This window comes from Rickettsiella endosymbiont of Rhagonycha lignosa (assembly GCF_964031165.1).
In the GTDB taxonomy this organism is placed as follows: domain Bacteria; phylum Pseudomonadota; class Gammaproteobacteria; order Diplorickettsiales; family Diplorickettsiaceae; genus Aquirickettsiella.
This window is the reverse complement of sequence record NZ_OZ035011.1, coordinates 525,149-542,114: the sequence shown is the minus strand read 5'-3', so window position 1 is coordinate 542,114 and position 16,966 is coordinate 525,149. Positions and strand designations below refer to the sequence as shown.

The window sequence follows — 16,966 nt, the reverse complement described above, 5'->3', positions numbered from 1 at the left end:
TCCTATGAATAATTTTTAATTTTATTAGCATGTTTAATTTTATGTAAAAATAAAAAATTAATATCAGGGGTTTCTTCATCCATAAAAGGAAAATCAATTAATTTTTTATCTTGAATTCTAAAACATTGGTATTCTAAGTCCGCAAAAAATTTAATAATCTGATTAGGATGATAATGAAAGTTTGCAGTCCATTTTCTCACCATCTCAATCATAACCATAGGTAAAAATTTTTCGATATGTTTTTTACCTCCTTGAATGACGTGTAATTCAGATCCTTCCACATCACATTTTATAAAATCTACTTTATCTATTTTATTGTTACATATAAATTCATCCATTTTCTCTACTTGTGCATAAATTTTATGAATATTGTCTTTTTCTAAATTATTTCTTGAAGAAGTGAAAGCAGTTGCATGCCTATCATAATAAAAAACTTGCTCTTCGCACGTATTAGAAAGTCCAATATTAAATAATTGAACATTTCTTAAATTGTTAAGAATAATATTATTTTTTAATAAGTTAAATGTTTCTAAAATTGGCTCAAATGCATAAACGCTTATTGATTCATAAGCTTTTGCGATGTTAATAGAATGCCAACCGATATTTGCACCAATATCAAAAAAAACCATATTTGGTTCTATTATATTTAAAATAACATCTAACTCTTCTTTCTCATAAGACTTAAAGCTTAATAGATCAAAAGCAGCGGAACGCTTATCAGGCATATGGTACATTAAATTAATACCGTCTTCTAACTTTAAAATTAGAGAACTTTCTTTTATTTCAATACTGCTTATATAGCTATTCTCAATATATTTTGCATATTCAAACAATTTAGTATGCAATATATACATTTCTTCGATATATTTTTTTATGTCTATCTCACCTGATTTATATTGTTTCTCACAATTCACTATACTCATTAAAACTCCTTACAGTTCTTGCAAACCCTTCCTCTATAGAAATGCTTGGCTTCCAGCCAAGTTCCATTGCTTTAGATACATCAGGATAAGCTATTTCAACATTACTAGATGCATAAACACTACTCTTTGGTCGGTTTTTTTTATTCATTTTTATATTTCTTTCAGGAAACAAAGCTATTAAACGGTTTGCCAGCTCTAAAACAGATAACGTAGCCTCTGGGTTTCCGATATTATACGCTTCAGATGAGTTTCCTTTTAATAAAACAGACAAAAAACCTACAGTCGCATCCGATAGATAACAAAAAGATCGGATTGCACTTCCTTCACTCCATAATGTAATGTCTCTTTTTTGTATTATGTCAGCTATTAAATCTGAAAAAAGTCTTCCATCGTTTAGTTTCATCCCAGGACCATACACATGGTATGGACGAACAATTTTCGTTGGAATATTAAACTGATACATATAGACAGCACATAAGGTCTCACCCATTTTTTTACTTTGACCATAGCATGATCGAAAATTTAAATGATCAAAATAAGCATACATATTTTCCTTAGTAGGAGTGCTTTTTTTAGTAACCTCTCCATACACCTCTCCAGAACTAAAATATAAGAAACCTTTTATTTTGTTTTTTTTAGCTAATTCTAATAAATAATAGGTTCCTAAAACGTTAGGTAAAATTGTCCCAACTGGATCGGTTCTATAAAATATAGGACTTGCTTGACTTGCAGCATGAACTATATAATCTATTTTTTCATTAAAAGAAACTTCATGGCATATATCTTGTTCTATAATTTTTAAATTTTTTGAATTTTTATACGCCTTAAACCGATCTTTTGCCTTCATTTGATTTCGTACAATTGCTAGAATTTTTATATTTAGATTTTTTTTATTACTAACATACATTAAAGTATCAATTAGATAGGCAGGCAACATACCGCTTGCACCTGAAATTAATATTGTACTGTTTGCCAAGTCTTTCCAAGGGAGATTTACTTTACTTATTAACTCAACATCTTCTTTAATTATTGAATTTAACATACAAACCTATTAGTATTAACTTTGTTTATATTTTCATTTTTGAAAATGATAAACTTGTTTCCAAAAAAAGATAAACCTGAAAGTAAAATCATACTAACAAATCCAGAAAAATATAAGTTTATATTTAATTTATTTAATAAACTTATAAAAATTAACCCTAAAAAATATAAAATAATATACATAAAACTAAATTTTAAAAATTTTTTTAAGTTTTTTCTTTTAAATACAATTTTTCCGATAGTTACAAAATTAAAAATTATTCCTAAGCAAGTTGCAAGAAACAATGCTAAAAAATATCGTATATGAATAAATATAAAAAAAGCATATAAACCATATCCGACCATGGTATTTAACATACCCACGCAAATAAACCGAATAACTTGACTTTTAATCTCATTAGTTTTACTTAGCATTTGATTCTTTCATGAATTTTTCGATAATCTTTCATGAATTCATTTATTTGTGATAAGCTCATTTCAAACATATCCTCATTTTCTTGATAAGCTTGATACCAATTAATGGCTTTATCTAAACACTTTTCTATACTCCAACATGGCATCCAACCTAAATTTGCTTTGGCCTTACTAGAATCTAATTTGAGATGACTAGATTCATAAGGGGATTCATTTTCATTTAAAAACCATTTAATTGGGCTTCTCAAATAATTAATAATGTAATTTGTTATCCAACTTACAGCTTTAGTATCATATTCATCAGGACCGAAATTCCAAGGGCCTGAATATTCAGGCTGTTCATAAAGTCTTTGTGTCAGCAAAAGATAAGCTGACAAAGGCTCTAATACATGCTGCCAAGGACGCAATGCACTAGGATAACGTAAAAATAGATTTTCTTCTTTGATACAGGCATTAATGATGTCAGGAACAATACGATCCTTAGCCCAATCTCCACCTCCTATTACATTCCCCGCTCGCATAGAAACCATACCAATATTTTTAGCCTTAAAATAAGATTGATAATAAGCTTGTGTTACTAATTCAGAACAAGCTTTGCTATTACTATAAGGATCCCCACCCCCCAATTTATCTTCTTCAGTAAATATTTTTTTAGAATCATTATTTTCATAACATTTATCGCTAGTTACATTCGCTATAACCTTTACACTATTTGTTAAGCGTGCAGCTTCGAAAAGATTTATGCTCCCCATTACATTGATCATATATGTTTCCAATGGTTCCTGATACGAATAGCGAACCAAAGCTTGTGCAGCCATATGAATAACAATTTCAGGTTGATATCGCTTAAATATTTTTTTTAATAATTCTAAATTTCTAATATCACCAAAAATACTTACCATACGGGTATTCAGTTGTGCAATTTCAAAAAAACTAGGTTGTGTGTGGGGAGCCAGAGAAAAACCTACACAATTAGCACCCAATGATTGCAACCACAAAGAAAGCCAACTCCCTTTAAATCCGGTATGGCCTGTTAATAATACTTTTTTTCCTTGCCAAAACTTTTTATCTAAAGTAACAATTTTATGTGTAAACATTCCCTGCATCACCTACTAAAATTATTGCTTTCATAATACTCCTTGCTGCTAATTGATATCTAGTAAACTATTTACTTTAAGTTGTTTTTTCAAATTTAATTCGAAATGAAAAATCAGAATTTTTTGGTATACCATCAATGATAGCAATACCATTCTTATAACTTGCTTTTGCACTAGCCCACCAAGTAATAGCATTTCCTGCAGCGCTCTCAGGTGAACTTAAACGTAATATGTATTTTTCCCCTTTTTTTAGTTTAACATCTGAAAAATAAAAAGATTCCCAACTATTATCTAAAATTTCAATCGCAGAACGTTTAACTAAACCAAGTTGTTTATGATTTTTATCAAGGATTTCAAAGTATAAAATTTTGTTATTAATTCTTGAAAAAGTAGCTAAAAGTAAATCAACTTCGGTTAATCTTGTCCCTGTAGCTACAAAAGTTTGCTCAAAACTTCTTTTTGATGTAAGTTCGCCAAAGTTTTTTTCTTGCGTTATATTGAGCAAATAACGACCCATATTTTTATAATTTAAATAAAATATTAAAATTGCTGGAACAAGAAAAATAGCTATTCCAATATAATATCGCAATCGAACTAATTTATAAGAATACTTGCTAAAAATACACAATTCTTTGTGTGAAACTAATGTATATTTAATAAAAAATTGCAGTAGTAAATATCCCCAAAATATTGAAAGATACACATTAGAACTAAATCCTTTAAAAAATTTAAATAGTTTACCTATATTATGTGAATTTTCAAAAGGAATATGCAAAAACTTTGCTTGAAACATAGTTAAATCGACATTATTTTGAGATACTAACGTAACATATGCAATGAACGGTAGCATAGCAAACAAATCTATGGTAAGTAATTTATTAATTTTAAGTTGCGCACTTAAAGCAGTAGTTAAAACAATGGCTGGCGTAAAAAATAGTAACCATTGAGGATGCCACGTGATAAACAAAAAAGGGAAAAGACTAGATATAAGAAAGAGATACGCAGCATTTTTTTCAATATTTTTTGAGACATCAATATAGTATGCAAGCCCTGAAAGCAAAGTAAATATAGCGAAAATATAATAAATTTTTAATCCACTAATATCTAAAGCCGCTGAAAAAATACGGCCTATCACGGAAAAACCCATTACCCCTTCAATATAGGCAGGTGAATGGCCATATAATACCTGGATAATAAGTATGGGTATTAAAAAAATAAGGATATTTATAAAAACTCTAATGATTTTTTTTTCAAAAAAAAACAACATTGGTATAAAGACAAAAAAAGGGAAATATTTAAAAGTTATTGCCAAGCCAAACAAAACAGAAGCAAAATAAATCTCTCTCTTTAAAAAAGATAAAAAGCCATAAAGTGAAAGAAAAACATAAAAAATATCATATTGAGAGAAAATAAATTGGGAAAATATTGCCAATGGCGTGGTTAGCCATAACCAAGTAACATAATTTCCCCAGTTTTTATTGTGATTATAAATTTGACTGACCCGATAAAAAACAAATCCCGTAGCAACATATATAATTGAGGTCAGTATTTTGAGCCAGTAAACCAAATAGATTGGAAAATACAAAGGTGATTTTATTAACCCTAGAAGCTTAAAAGGATAAAGCCAACTTGCAAAAATTATAAAAATGGAAGGGGGATAATTGGCTATGGCAAAAAGGCCATGGCCTTGGATTTTCTTGCAATTATCATAAAAATCAAGTGGATTGCCAAATAAATAATTGAGCGAATTCCAGCCGGTTATATATATGTCGTTCTGAAAAAAACCAAAAAAACAGCCTAATAACAATAAACCACCAACAAGATAGTCTATCACGCTTAATTTATAGCTAGGAAATAAATCTTTAGCTTTCACTTACAACAATTCCATTGTTAGTTAACTAGCGAGAACGCTAAGTCCAAAATCTCAGCGCTATGTTACAATTTTTATCAATTTAATACAATAACATCTGTATTAAATATTTATTGCTTAAATTGACCTTAGAAAGGACAAAACACTAAGACTCTGAATCAGAATAGTATAGACTCATGGGTTAATGTCGAAGATTTTGGTAAAATTACCGATCTAAATTTATCCTCTCTTTCTATACAACTAAAGGCTTACGCCGCTCTTGATTATAAATAGCCAATATCCCAAAAACAAAATCCCTATACTAAAATCACATAAATTACAATTTTTATTAATCTAGTACAATCAACTTATTCTAAGATGTTATAATCTTATAAATAAGCTTTATTTACAGATAGTCTTTATCAATACCTATTGAATCATTTACAACTGTAGAGTATCTTGTTGTTTGGTTTATATAGGATTATCTAAATTTCTTATTTGAAACAAAGAAAGTTAAAAGGATATTTAATGGATAAATATATGAAGCATTTTTTAATTAAATTCCTAATGCTAAGAGTAAAATTAGCTAGGTATATAAGGAAATATAATTCTTATTCTCGGAGAAAAATTAATCTAGATTCTCCTAAGCTTGCCTCTAAAAATCATCCGTATACCCCATTTAAGGAACTGTATTATAATCATAAACAAAATGTCTCTGATAAGTGGAGTCATTATTTTGATATCTATGATGAATTTTTTAAACGTTTTATAGAAGCTAATGCTAATGTACTTGAAATTGGCATTCAGAATGGAGGCAGCCTACAGATCTTAAATAAATATTTTAAAAATGCTCATATTTATGGCGTTGATATTAATCCTAAAGTACTCGATCTACGTTTAGAAGAAAATATATTAGTTCATAATTTTGACATTACCGACGAACAGACTTTGAAAAAAAGCTTTAAAAACATTACCTTTGATATCATCATTGATGACGGGTCCCATATCTGCTCTGACATTATTACAACTTTTAACCTACTTTTTCCTAGATTAAAGCCAGGAGGAGTCTACCTTATAGAAGATTTACATACTTCCTATTGGAGCAGTCATGGAGGAGCTTATTTAAATGAAGGTTCTGCTATTGAGTTTTTTAAAAAATTTATTGATATATTAAATTTTTACCATATTAAAGACTCTCATTTCAACGAAAAACTTACGTTGCCCGATTTCTATATCATACAATGGCTTCAATCCATTAACTTTCAAGACAGTGTCATTGTGATTAATAAAAGCACATTACCAAGAAAAATACCCCATAAACGGGTTATTGTAGGTAATCTCGAACCTGTTACTCCAGTATTAGAAGAAGCTAAAATGGAAGGCTGGTATCATATTAATAATTGAATAAAGAACAACTATTTTTTTCTTTCAGCTGATAATAAAGAAATGTCTTAAAAATTCCTGAAGAAAATGATTCTTTTGGATACCAATTGAAAGCTTTAGATATTTTTTTAATATTAATAGCATAACGCCAATCATGCCCTGCTCGATCTTTTACACCATGAATTAACTTGGTATAACAATAGTCAATAGGTTTAGCTTTATTTAATAATTCACAAATTCTATAAATTACTTCTAAATTGCTTAATTCGTTATTGCCGCCAATATTGTAAGTTTCCCCTACTTTACCCTTATGGATAACTTGCGCAATCCCACAGCAATGATCCTCTACAAAAATCCAATCTCTTATATTGGAGCCATCACCATAGACAGGTATAGGTTTTTGTTTTAAGCAGCAATTTATAATGGTTGGAATAAACTTCTCATTATGTTGTAACGGACCGTAATTATTCGAACAATGCGTTATACTAATAGGTAATTTATAGGTATGATAATAACTACGCACAAGATGATCTGCAGCTGCCTTACTCGAGGAATAGGGAGAAGTAGGCCGATAAGGAGTTAACTCTGTAAAGGCAGGTTGATTTTTATCTAAACTTCCATAAACCTCATCCGTAGAAATATGATGAAAACGGCAAGATGAATCATTTAGCTTTAGCTTTTCTAACCAATAACTACGACTATTTTCTAATAAGTTAAATGTGCCCAATATATTGGCCTGAACAAAAATATCGGGGTTATGAATGGAACGATCAACATGGGTTTCTGCTGCAAAGTGCACAATAGTATCAATTTTGAAATCTCTTAATAAACCCGCAATTAATTTATTATCTAGGATATCTCCTTGAATAAAGCGGTATTTCTCTGGGTAAGGCAGCTGCTTTAAATTACTTAACGAACCTGCATAGGTTAATTTATCAATATTAAGAATAAAAACATCCGGATACTGAGTTTGATAATAACGTATAAAATGACTACCAATAAACCCAGCCCCTCCTGTAACTAAAATATTATACGGTTTATAACTCATAATAAATGCTCAATAATCTTTATTAAACCCTCATTCCAATTACTTGGATAGATATTAAACACACGCAAAATTTTGCTACAATTTAATTCAGAATTAAGCGGTCTAGGAGCAATGCTAGGATATTCTAAGGATAATATGGGCGAAATATCTGCTAATATCAATTGTTGTCGAATTTTTTCCTGAGAAAATATTTGTTTAGCAAAATTAAACCAATTGGTCACTGGCGTTCCAGTATAATGATAAGTGCCCCAGTCTGTCTGACCTTGTTGTAAGCATATTATTATTTTCAATAAAATTTGTGCAATATCGCCTGCATAAGTAGGAGCTCCAATTTGGTCAGAAATAATGCTTAATTGGGGCCGAACTTTGGCTAAATTAATGATCTTTTTTACAAAGTTATTTCCATATCGACTAAATACCCAACTCACTCGTAAAATAATATATTTATACCAAATTTCTTTTAGCAAAACCTCACCTGCCAACTTGCTTTTACCATACACAGATAAAGGTTGAGGATCGTCTTCTTCTAAGTAGGGAGTTTTTTTTTGACCAGAAAAAATATAATCGGTAGAGATATGCAGTAGAGGTATATTAAATTTTTTAGCTATTTGTGCTAAAAACTTTACACCCATGGCATTAACTAAAAAAACAAGCTCTTCTTCATTTTCTGCCTTATCTACTGCTGTATAAGCTGCAGCATTAATAATATAGTTAGGTTTTACCTCTGAGATAATTTTTTCAATTTTAACTATATCTGTTATGTTAAGGTTTTGATGCGTATAAGCAATAAGATTTAAATTTAATTTTTTTGCCGCATCGACAATTTCTTGCCCTAATTGACCTTTTGCACCAGTTAATAAAATTTTCATAAATTAAGATTTTTTTTTAATAATCCATCTTTTAAACCAGATACGGCCGCTATAAAACTAGTTAGAGGTTTAGGTAAAAAAGGAATTTTTCTAATTTCCAGTATATTTCGAACTAAAAGAAATATGCGTAAAACTAAAGATATTTTTTTTTCAGAAAAGAGATAAAAACTATTACGAATGGAATAATAATAGCGAATTGGTTTTTGATATTGTAAAAAAGAATTTCTCGTTATTTTAACCTCACCGATCGTATGTTGCATATGCACATCCGCTAACGTCAACACTTGATAATTTTTAGATAGCGCACGTAAACACCATTCCGTGTCGACTAAATCAATAAAATATTCTTTTTTTGGATAACCAATATTATTTAAAGCATCAACACAAATTAACATACCCGAACTAATTAAAATATTTTTTAATCTTAATTTATCTCTAAGTTTTGCTTTTAATCGTGTTCTATGTTTATTTTTCAGTTTTTTTGCTTGTTGCCAATCAAATAATCGTGGATCCTTCCAAGATGGTCCAATAGCACACAAACGTGGATGCGATTTTTGTAATCGATAAAACCCTGAAAGCATAGCTTTTATGAAATCTGGTGGTAACTGACTATCCTGATCAAGAAATAACACAAAATCAAAATTTTCAGCTTCTGCCATTTTGCAAGCGGCATAATGCGCTCCTCCCACTCCAACATTTTTTTGACTTTGAAATAGAACGAGGTTGTGAGTAAGAATTAGATCTAAAGATTGTTGTTTTTCACTATTATCAAATAAGAAGATTTTAGCGTTCACATATTGAGAACAAACATCTATTAGATCTAATAGCTTATTTATATCAGGGTGAAAAAGAACGATATTAATTAATACAGCTGGTTTAATCATCATGTTCAAAAGCTATTTTAATAAAGCACAATATACCTTACACTATAGAAAATCTAAAGTCATATACTATATTCTGATTTAAGCGGAAATTAACAAGGAAAGTTATCTGTGAAAGGCATCATATTATCAGGCGGCTTAGGTACACGCCTACATCCTATAACCAAAGGGGTTAGTAAACAATTATTGCCGATTTATGACAAACCCATGATCTACTATCCCCTCAGCGTTTTAATGTTGGCAGGCATTCAAGAAATATTAATCATCACCACTGTTGAAACTTTATCTCAATATCAGACTTTGCTAGGATCAGGTAAAGAATGGGGGATAAGTCTAAGTTATTTAACCCAAAAAAAACCTGATGGCTTAGCCCAGGCTTTTCTTATAGGAGAACATTTTATTGGCAGTGATTCTGTTGCATTTATTCTTGGTGATAACCTATTCTATGGAGAAAAATTTTCAGAGCTATTAAAATCTACTGCTGGGCAGCAAAATGGCGCTAAGATTTTCTGCTATTTTGTCAATGATCCCGAACGTTATGGAGTAGCTGTGTTTGACAAAGACCATAGCTTAATTGATATTGAAGAAAAACCAAAATTCCCTAAATCCAATTGGGCTGTGACCGGTCTTTATTTTTACGATAATCAAGTCATTGATATCGCTAAAAATATTAAACCTTCCGCGCGTGGCGAGTTAGAAATTACAGACATCAATCGGCAATATTTAATTCAAGGTCAGCTTTCTCATCAATTAATCGGCCGAGGAAGCACTTGGTTAGACACTGGAACACACGATGCCTTATTAGAAGCTTCTCATTTCGTACAAGTTGTTGAAAAACGTCAAGGCTTAAAAATAGCTTGCCTCGAAGAAATTGCTTGGAGAAAAGGTTTTATAAACAGCGAAGCACTCGAAAACTCAGCACGTAAATTACTAAATAATAGTTATAGTAATTATTTATTTGATATTCTTAAAAAAGAATTATGAAAATTATTTCAACGCCCATCCAAGATTTAATTTTAATCGATCCAAAATCGCACAAGGATGAACGAGGGTTTTTTTTAGAAGCATTCCAGGCAGAACGCTATCAACGCTTGCTTAAAAAAGACATTTATTTTGTTCAAGATAATTTATCTCGCTCTAGTAAAGGTGTATTACGCGGTTTACATTATCAGATCGAGCAGCCACAAGATAAATTAGTCACTGTCATCCGAGGAAGCATATTTGATGTAGCCGTTGATATCCGAACTGACTCTGCGACTTATAGACAATGGTTTGGCATAATTTTAAACGATGAAAACCATTATCAACTATTTATACCCAAAGGCTTTGCGCATGGATTTTGTGTACTCAGCGAAGTAGCTGATTTTCACTATAAATGCAGCGATTACTATAATCCTAAGGCTGAACAAGGCATACTCTGGTCTGACCCAAACTTGAGTATTGATTGGCCTTTACAAGCACCGATAATATCGTCCAAAGATAAAAATTACGCTTGCTTAAAAAATATACCGTCTGACCTCTTATTTTAGTAGCCATTTCCAGGAATAGTATAAGGCAGACTTACTTGCAATCCATGCCATACGTTTATTTTGATAGGAAGCGCGTCGCCATATATGTTTAATTTTTACCGTGGGTGAATAGGCTATTTGAGAAATTTTTGCCATACGCCGACCCAAATCTGAATCATCATAATACATAAAAAATTTTTCATCAAATCCTCCCAAATTTTTGAGTAACTCTAGTCGGCAAAACATAAAACAACCAGTAGGATTGCTTAACTTAAACATAACTTCGTTATAATTTTTATCTTGCATTTCAAATTTATTTAATTTATTTTGAAAAATTTTTTTTAAACCATGAGGCGCAAAGCGACGTAAAAAACCAATCCAAAGGCTAGGGTTATGACGACAGAGATACACCCTTTTTTCCTCCATATCATACACATCTGGAACAAGCATGCCGACAGACTTATGTTCTTGCATAAAATTTAATGCATTTTTTAAAGTATCTGACATTAAATACACATCATTATTTAGAATAAGATGATACTCTGCATCACTTTTTAATATAACTTGATTATGGCCATAACCATAACCGCCATTTTTTGGAGATAAAATATAAAAAATTGGCAATTTCGGAAAAAATATACTCAATTCATTTTCGATATCGGAATTTATATTTAAATCACGAGAACCATTATCTACAATAAATATTTTATATTTTATTTTTTTTGGAATAGAATTTACCAGACTCAATAAAAAATCTTTTATATCAGAAAATTTTTCCTGAAAAACTACTATCCCAATTGAAAGTTTTGTATTGTAAATTTTATCTGACATTTTATCAAAAATAATAAGTATTCCCTAACTTAATTTGTTTTTATTAGAAATAAATTCAGAAATCAAACTAAATATAGGGCATCTTGCAATTATTTTATCTCCAACTGTGTAATCTTTTAAGGAGGCAATACAAAATCCATTCGAGTTAGTTTCACTATGAATATATTTAGAAGTATGGCTAATGTATACTACTAACAAAACCGGAATAATAAATATTAACAAGCTAAAATAATATCTAATTCTAATATTTTTATAGAAGCAAACTTTATTATCTATTTGATTAGTTATAGATGAATATGGGTATTTTAAAATAATTTGTAAGCATAAATAAGCAATAAAACCAGAAAAGAAAATCCCTGCACTAGTTAAGATATTTCCATCCAAAGTAAAAAAATTGGCCAATTTGTAGTGATTATTAAACGAAATATGAAAAATACTTGATTGAAACATTGCAGAATCGACATTATCTTGAAATAGTACCCAGATAAACACTAAAAATGTTAGCAGACCAATTAAATCAAGCAAAAAAAACTGTTTGATTTTTTCTTTACTCTCCAACATAGTGGTTAATACTATCGCAGGTGTAAAAAATATAACCCATCCTGGGTGACATAACATAAATAAAAAAGGAAGAATACTAGATACTAAAAAAATATATGCGGCTATTCGCAATGAATTTTTATTTTCGCTATTTAATGAATATGAAACTCCTAATAGAATCGCAAAAGATAAAAATAGGCCATATACTTTTATTCCTCCAACGTCCATAGAAGACGAAAAAACTCGAGGTAATGCAAAAAAATTAAGAACTCCTTCAACAAAGGCCGGAGACTGCCCATATAATAGCTTAACAAGTAAAAGTGGTATACAAAAAATGGACAAACATAATATTAATTTTAATATTTTCTTTTCATAAAAAAATAATAATGGTAAAAATACAAATAAAGGAAAATATTTAAACGTGATAGCAATGCTAAATATAACTGATGCTAAATATATTTTTTTTCTTAAAAAAAACAAAAAACCCATTAAAGTAAAAAATAAGTAAAAGATATCAGTTTGAGAAACAATTGCCTGGGAAAATAATGCCATGGGCGCAGTTAACCAAACCCAGGTGGCATATTTTCCCCATAATTTATCTGGGCAATATATTTGCGTAATTTTATAAAAAATATTTCCAGTCGCTATATAAAATATAAAGGTTAATGATTTTAACCAATAAACTAAGTAAGTTGGTAAATATAATGGTGACTTTATTAAGCCTAGCGCTTTAAAGGGATAAAGCCATGCTGCAAAAATAGCAAACGTAGTAGGTGGGTAACCGGCAGCAGGAGAACTCCCTGCTGTTAAAAAATGCCTACAATTTTCGTAAAATTCAAGAGGATTTCCAAATAAAAAGTTTAATGAACTCCACCCGATTAAATAAATATCCGCATGAACTAAAGAAATATTACAGAATAGGAAAAGAAAACCTCCTAAGAAATAATCACTTTTACTTAATTTAAAATCGGGAAATAATTTTTTTTTTATTTTTTTTTGACTGAAATTACTTTCTAGGTCAAGTGTAAAAGCTTCCATTCTAATCAATCCTTTTGTTTATCAGGTTTACAATCTATCAATTATACTTATGAAATTAAAAAAGTAAATTTGTATCAATGATGTTATCCCGTATATTTCTTTATTTAATTCTTAAATAAATTAAATTTTATCAATCGACAAAAACTGCACAACTATATTAAAGATTGGACATCTGGCAATAAATTTTTCACCTACTTTCTGGTTTCTTAATGATGCGACACAATATGCATTATTATTAGTAAGTGCATTTGCATACTTTGGCAAATGACTTTTATATACTGCAAAGATAGTTGGAACAATAAAGATTAATATTGAAAAATAATATCTTATACGAATTACTCGATAAAAATACATCCCTATATCTAAAAACTTGACTTTAGAGTTAGGATATTTAAGGATAATTTGTAACATTAGATATGCAGCAAATCCGGAAAAATAAATACTTGTATTTTTAATCGTATTTTGCCAACTGGTTATTAAACTGGCAATTTTATAGTGGTTATTAAATGGTATGTGAAAAATATTTGTTTGAAACATTGCTGAATCTACGCTATCTTGAAAAAATATGAATATATATATTATAAATACGACAATTCCAAATAAATCTAAATGAAGTAAACTTTTAATTTTATCTTTTCTTTGCAGCATGGTAGTTAAAACTATTGCTGGAGTAAGAAATATAACCCAACCAGGATGACATAGCATAACCAGAAATGGAAGTATAGATGCGACAAGAAATATATATGCAGCTATCTGTAAAGAACTTTCATTTTTATTATTTAATGCATAACATATACCTAGTAATACAGCAAACATTAAAAACAAACAATATATTTTTACATCACCATGATTAAGCGAAGCCGAAAAAATTCGTGGTAATGCGAAAAAATTTAAAACTCCTTCTACATATGCGGGTGAATTTTTAAATAAAATTTTTATTAAAAATGTCGGAATAATAAAAATAATCATTGAAATAATTATTTTTATTATATTTTTTTCAAAAAAAAATAATAATGGCAAAAAAACAAAAATTGGAAAATATTTAAAGGTTACACCTATACTAAATACAAAAGAAGCCAAGTATATTCTATTTTTTAAAAAACAAAGAAAACCCCCTAATGTAAAAAATAAATAAAAAATATCACATTGAGAAAAAATAATTTGCGAAAATATTGCCAAAGGAGACGTAAGCCAAAGCCAAGTAGTAAATTTTCTCCATTCGTTATTCTTGCTGTAAATTTCTGTAATTTTATAAAAAATAAATCCAGAAATTATATAAATTATTGAGGTTAACGCTTTTAGCCAATACACAAGAAAGGGAGATAAAAAAGCGGGGGATTTTATCAACCCAATTACTTTAAAAGGATAAAGCCATAATGCAAAACTAGCATAAGTAGAAGGCGGATAGCTTGCAGCGATTGCATACCCTCCCGTTAGAAAGTGTTTACAATTTTCATAAAAATCCAATGGATGTCCAAATAAAAAATTTAATGAGCACCAGCCAATTAGATATAGATCTGAATGAACCAAAAAAAAATAACAAAATAAAAAAAAGAAACTTCCAATTAAGTAATCACTTAAATTTAAATAATTAATTGGAAATATACTTATTTTAGTTTTTTTTTGCTTTAGATTCTCGATACTAAGAGTGTTATATTCCATTTATATGCAAATTCCTTTTACAAGCTACCACAACCCATTATATATTAAAGGCATCTCACCTTATAGCTTGAGATGTTTTCATCTCGTGATAGGATTTTCAAAAAAAGAATCGGGTTCATCCTCTTGAATAGTAGAGCACAGCTTGCTAGTATCAATAATGCAATCAGAGATATTGTTCATAAACATTCTCATTAAGTATGAACAGTGTACACAAATTTTAAAAATAAATAAATTTATAGTGCTCTATGCGATCCGGAGTTGTTATTGGTTTATAGAAAATTAAACCGTAAAATAATTTCTCAATTTTTAATTCAGCCCATTATATCTTTCAAACCCTTCTTCTATTGCCCCAAAATATCTAAGTTCCCCTTTTTCTAAAAGCGCAACTTTATTACATAGCCTTTGAATAGTTTCATTAGAATGTGATGCTAAGACCATGATACTCGATTGCTCAATAAATTCTGCTAAACGCTTTTCTGCTTTTTTCTTGAAAGTTGCATCGCCAGCCTCTATCATCTCATCCATTAATAAAATTTCCGGTTTAATACAGGTTGCAACAGCAAAAGCTAAGCGTAATTGCATACCTGCAGAATAAGTACGAATAGGGACCGATAAATATTCACCTAATTCAGTAAAGTCAGCAATTTCCGTCATTTTTTCTTGAATCTCTCTTTCACTAAGACCTAACAAAAGTCCACGTACTAAAATATTTTCATAGCCAGTTGACTCTGGATTAATGCCTAACATAACGTTCAAAAGAGGAGATACTTTACCCGCAATGCTTATATTTCCCTGGGTAGGTTCGTATATTTTAGCTAGCACACGTAGTAAAGTACTTTTTCCTGCGCCATTATGGCCAATCAAGCCAACCCGATCACCATGTTCTAATGTGAGAGTAATACTATCTAAGGCTTTAACAACAACTGTATGCTCTGTTTCCTTACGTAGAGCACCACCTGTTATACGAAGAAAACGCTTCCTAATTGAACGTGCATTTAGATGATAGATTGGAAAATCAATAGTTAAGGAATCAAGCTGTATTAATGCCATAGCAAAATGCTCATTATAACCAATATGCAATTCTAGCCCGATAACGACTAAATATCATAAATGCAGAAAAAACACCTAAGAGAGTTAAACCAAAGGTTGTGACTAACGCATAGCTTGAAGGTAACGTGCCTAATAAAGGATTTCTAAATAACTCCATGAATTGCGCAAAGGGATTCAAATCAATAATGTAGTGGTAACGTTCAGGTAAAATGGTAGGTGACCACATAATAGGCGTCAAGAAAAAAACGACTTGAATTAAACTGGCTACCAATATCGGTATATCCCGAAATCGTGTACCCAAAAGAGCTAATATAGTGCTATATGAAACCGCATTAATCCAGAGTATCAATAAGCTTATAACTATAAATAAAGTATACGCATTAATTTTAAGATGAAAAAATAATACCAGTGGAACCAACACTAAAATATTATGGAAAAATATAATAAAATTTCGCGTGACTGATTGGAACAAAAAAAATAAATAAGGTTGTTTCATTTGTTTTATAAATTGATCTGCATTAACAAACGTCATCGTTGCATCGTTAACGATCAACGAAATCAAATTCCAACCCAAAATACCTGTTGCTAGAAAAGGATAATAGACGGTTAAATCTATTTTGAATAAATGGCCATAAAGAACGCCCATAGTATAGATAGTAATGGCCATACTGATGGTGATCCAAAATGGTCCTAATGTTGAACGGCGATAACGTAGTTTTACTTCATGCCAAGCAAGTAAGAGCCAAATTCGCCAGGACTTAAAGGCATCGACTAGATCGATCCATGCAAGACGATAGTTGGAATGCGATACCGAAAAATTAAACATCAAAAA

Annotated in this window: 16 protein-coding genes; 3 read left to right on the top strand and 13 right to left on the bottom strand. The window is 30.1% G+C overall.

Annotation, left to right across the window (positions count from 1 at the left end):
- Nucleotides 1–2: 2 nt before the first annotated feature.
- From AAHI99_RS02480 to AAHI99_RS02465, 5 genes are all read right to left on the bottom strand, one after another.
- Nucleotides 3–923, bottom strand: coding sequence for an FkbM family methyltransferase (locus tag AAHI99_RS02480; RefSeq protein ID WP_342228097.1), 921 nt, complete (start codon nt 921–923; stop codon nt 3–5).
- On the bottom strand, nt 904–1,965 hold the full coding sequence (locus AAHI99_RS02475; RefSeq protein WP_342228096.1) for an NAD-dependent epimerase/dehydratase family protein: 1,062 nt from the start codon (nt 1,963–1,965) through the stop codon (nt 904–906). Before AAHI99_RS02475 ends, AAHI99_RS02480 begins: the two co-directional genes overlap by 20 nt.
- The gene (locus AAHI99_RS07580) at nt 1,959–2,378 is read right to left on the bottom strand and encodes a GtrA family protein (protein ID WP_425288724.1); all 420 of its coding nucleotides are present in this window, start codon (nt 2,376–2,378) and stop codon (nt 1,959–1,961) included. Before AAHI99_RS07580 ends, AAHI99_RS02475 begins: the two co-directional genes overlap by 7 nt.
- Nucleotides 2,372–3,475, bottom strand: a complete 1,104-nt coding sequence (rfbG, locus tag AAHI99_RS02470; RefSeq protein WP_342228095.1) for a CDP-glucose 4,6-dehydratase — start codon at nt 3,473–3,475, stop codon at nt 2,372–2,374. The genes AAHI99_RS07580 and rfbG overlap by 7 nt, the downstream gene beginning before the upstream one ends.
- A 76-nt stretch (nt 3,476–3,551) precedes the next feature.
- Nucleotides 3,552–5,309, bottom strand: a complete 1,758-nt coding sequence (locus AAHI99_RS02465) for a glycosyltransferase 87 family protein (protein WP_342228342.1) — start codon at nt 5,307–5,309, stop codon at nt 3,552–3,554.
- Between the two features lie 543 nt (nt 5,310–5,852).
- On the opposite strand from AAHI99_RS02465, the gene AAHI99_RS02460 reads away from it, so the two are divergent.
- The gene (locus AAHI99_RS02460; RefSeq protein ID WP_342228094.1) at nt 5,853–6,728 is read left to right on the top strand and encodes a class I SAM-dependent methyltransferase; all 876 of its coding nucleotides are present in this window, start codon (nt 5,853–5,855) and stop codon (nt 6,726–6,728) included.
- Here AAHI99_RS02460 and rfbB read toward each other — a convergent pair.
- Genes rfbB through AAHI99_RS02445 form a run of 3 tightly spaced genes read right to left on the bottom strand, consistent with a single transcriptional unit; the run spans nt 6,718 to nt 9,511 of the window.
- Nucleotides 6,718–7,755: a dTDP-glucose 4,6-dehydratase gene (gene rfbB, locus AAHI99_RS02455; protein WP_342228093.1), complete on the bottom strand. Its 1,038-nt coding sequence runs from the start codon at nt 7,753–7,755 to the stop codon at nt 6,718–6,720. The two genes, AAHI99_RS02460 and rfbB, sit on opposite strands and share 11 nt — an antisense overlap.
- Entirely contained in the window at nt 7,752–8,624 is an 873-nt protein-coding gene (gene rfbD / locus AAHI99_RS02450) for a dTDP-4-dehydrorhamnose reductase (protein WP_342228092.1), read from the bottom strand. Before rfbD ends, rfbB begins: the two co-directional genes overlap by 4 nt.
- The gene (locus AAHI99_RS02445; protein ID WP_342228091.1) at nt 8,621–9,511 is read right to left on the bottom strand and encodes a glycosyltransferase family 2 protein; all 891 of its coding nucleotides are present in this window, start codon (nt 9,509–9,511) and stop codon (nt 8,621–8,623) included. Before AAHI99_RS02445 ends, rfbD begins: the two co-directional genes overlap by 4 nt.
- Before the next feature lie 105 nt (nt 9,512–9,616).
- On the opposite strand from AAHI99_RS02445, the gene rfbA reads away from it, so the two are divergent.
- Together rfbA and rfbC are read left to right on the top strand one after the other, a co-directional pair.
- Nucleotides 9,617–10,489, top strand: a complete 873-nt coding sequence (gene rfbA / locus AAHI99_RS02440) for a glucose-1-phosphate thymidylyltransferase RfbA (protein WP_342228090.1) — start codon at nt 9,617–9,619, stop codon at nt 10,487–10,489.
- Nucleotides 10,486–11,034, top strand: coding sequence for a dTDP-4-dehydrorhamnose 3,5-epimerase (gene rfbC / locus AAHI99_RS02435; RefSeq protein ID WP_342228089.1), 549 nt, complete (start codon nt 10,486–10,488; stop codon nt 11,032–11,034). The genes rfbA and rfbC overlap by 4 nt, the downstream gene beginning before the upstream one ends.
- On the opposite strand, the gene AAHI99_RS02430 is transcribed toward rfbC, so the two are convergent.
- The 5 genes from AAHI99_RS02430 to AAHI99_RS02410 form a co-directional block, all read right to left on the bottom strand.
- Nucleotides 11,026–11,844: a glycosyltransferase gene (locus AAHI99_RS02430; RefSeq protein ID WP_342228088.1), complete on the bottom strand. Its 819-nt coding sequence runs from the start codon at nt 11,842–11,844 to the stop codon at nt 11,026–11,028. The two genes, rfbC and AAHI99_RS02430, sit on opposite strands and share 9 nt — an antisense overlap.
- A 24-nt stretch (nt 11,845–11,868) precedes the next feature.
- Nucleotides 11,869–13,422, bottom strand: coding sequence for a hypothetical protein (locus AAHI99_RS02425; protein WP_342228087.1), 1,554 nt, complete (start codon nt 13,420–13,422; stop codon nt 11,869–11,871).
- A gap of 120 nt (nt 13,423–13,542) precedes the next feature.
- Nucleotides 13,543–15,084 carry a glycosyltransferase 87 family protein gene (locus AAHI99_RS02420; protein WP_342228086.1) on the bottom strand — a complete coding sequence of 514 codons (1,542 nt, stop codon included), beginning with the start codon at nt 15,082–15,084 and terminating at the stop codon, nt 13,543–13,545.
- A 306-nt stretch (nt 15,085–15,390) separates the two neighbouring features.
- Nucleotides 15,391–16,134: an ABC transporter ATP-binding protein gene (locus AAHI99_RS02415; RefSeq protein WP_342228085.1), complete on the bottom strand. Its 744-nt coding sequence runs from the start codon at nt 16,132–16,134 to the stop codon at nt 15,391–15,393.
- 13 nt (nt 16,135–16,147) lie between these two features.
- Entirely contained in the window at nt 16,148–16,960 is an 813-nt protein-coding gene (locus tag AAHI99_RS02410) for an ABC transporter permease (RefSeq protein WP_342228084.1), read from the bottom strand.
- Nucleotides 16,961–16,966: the final 6 nt, after the last annotated feature.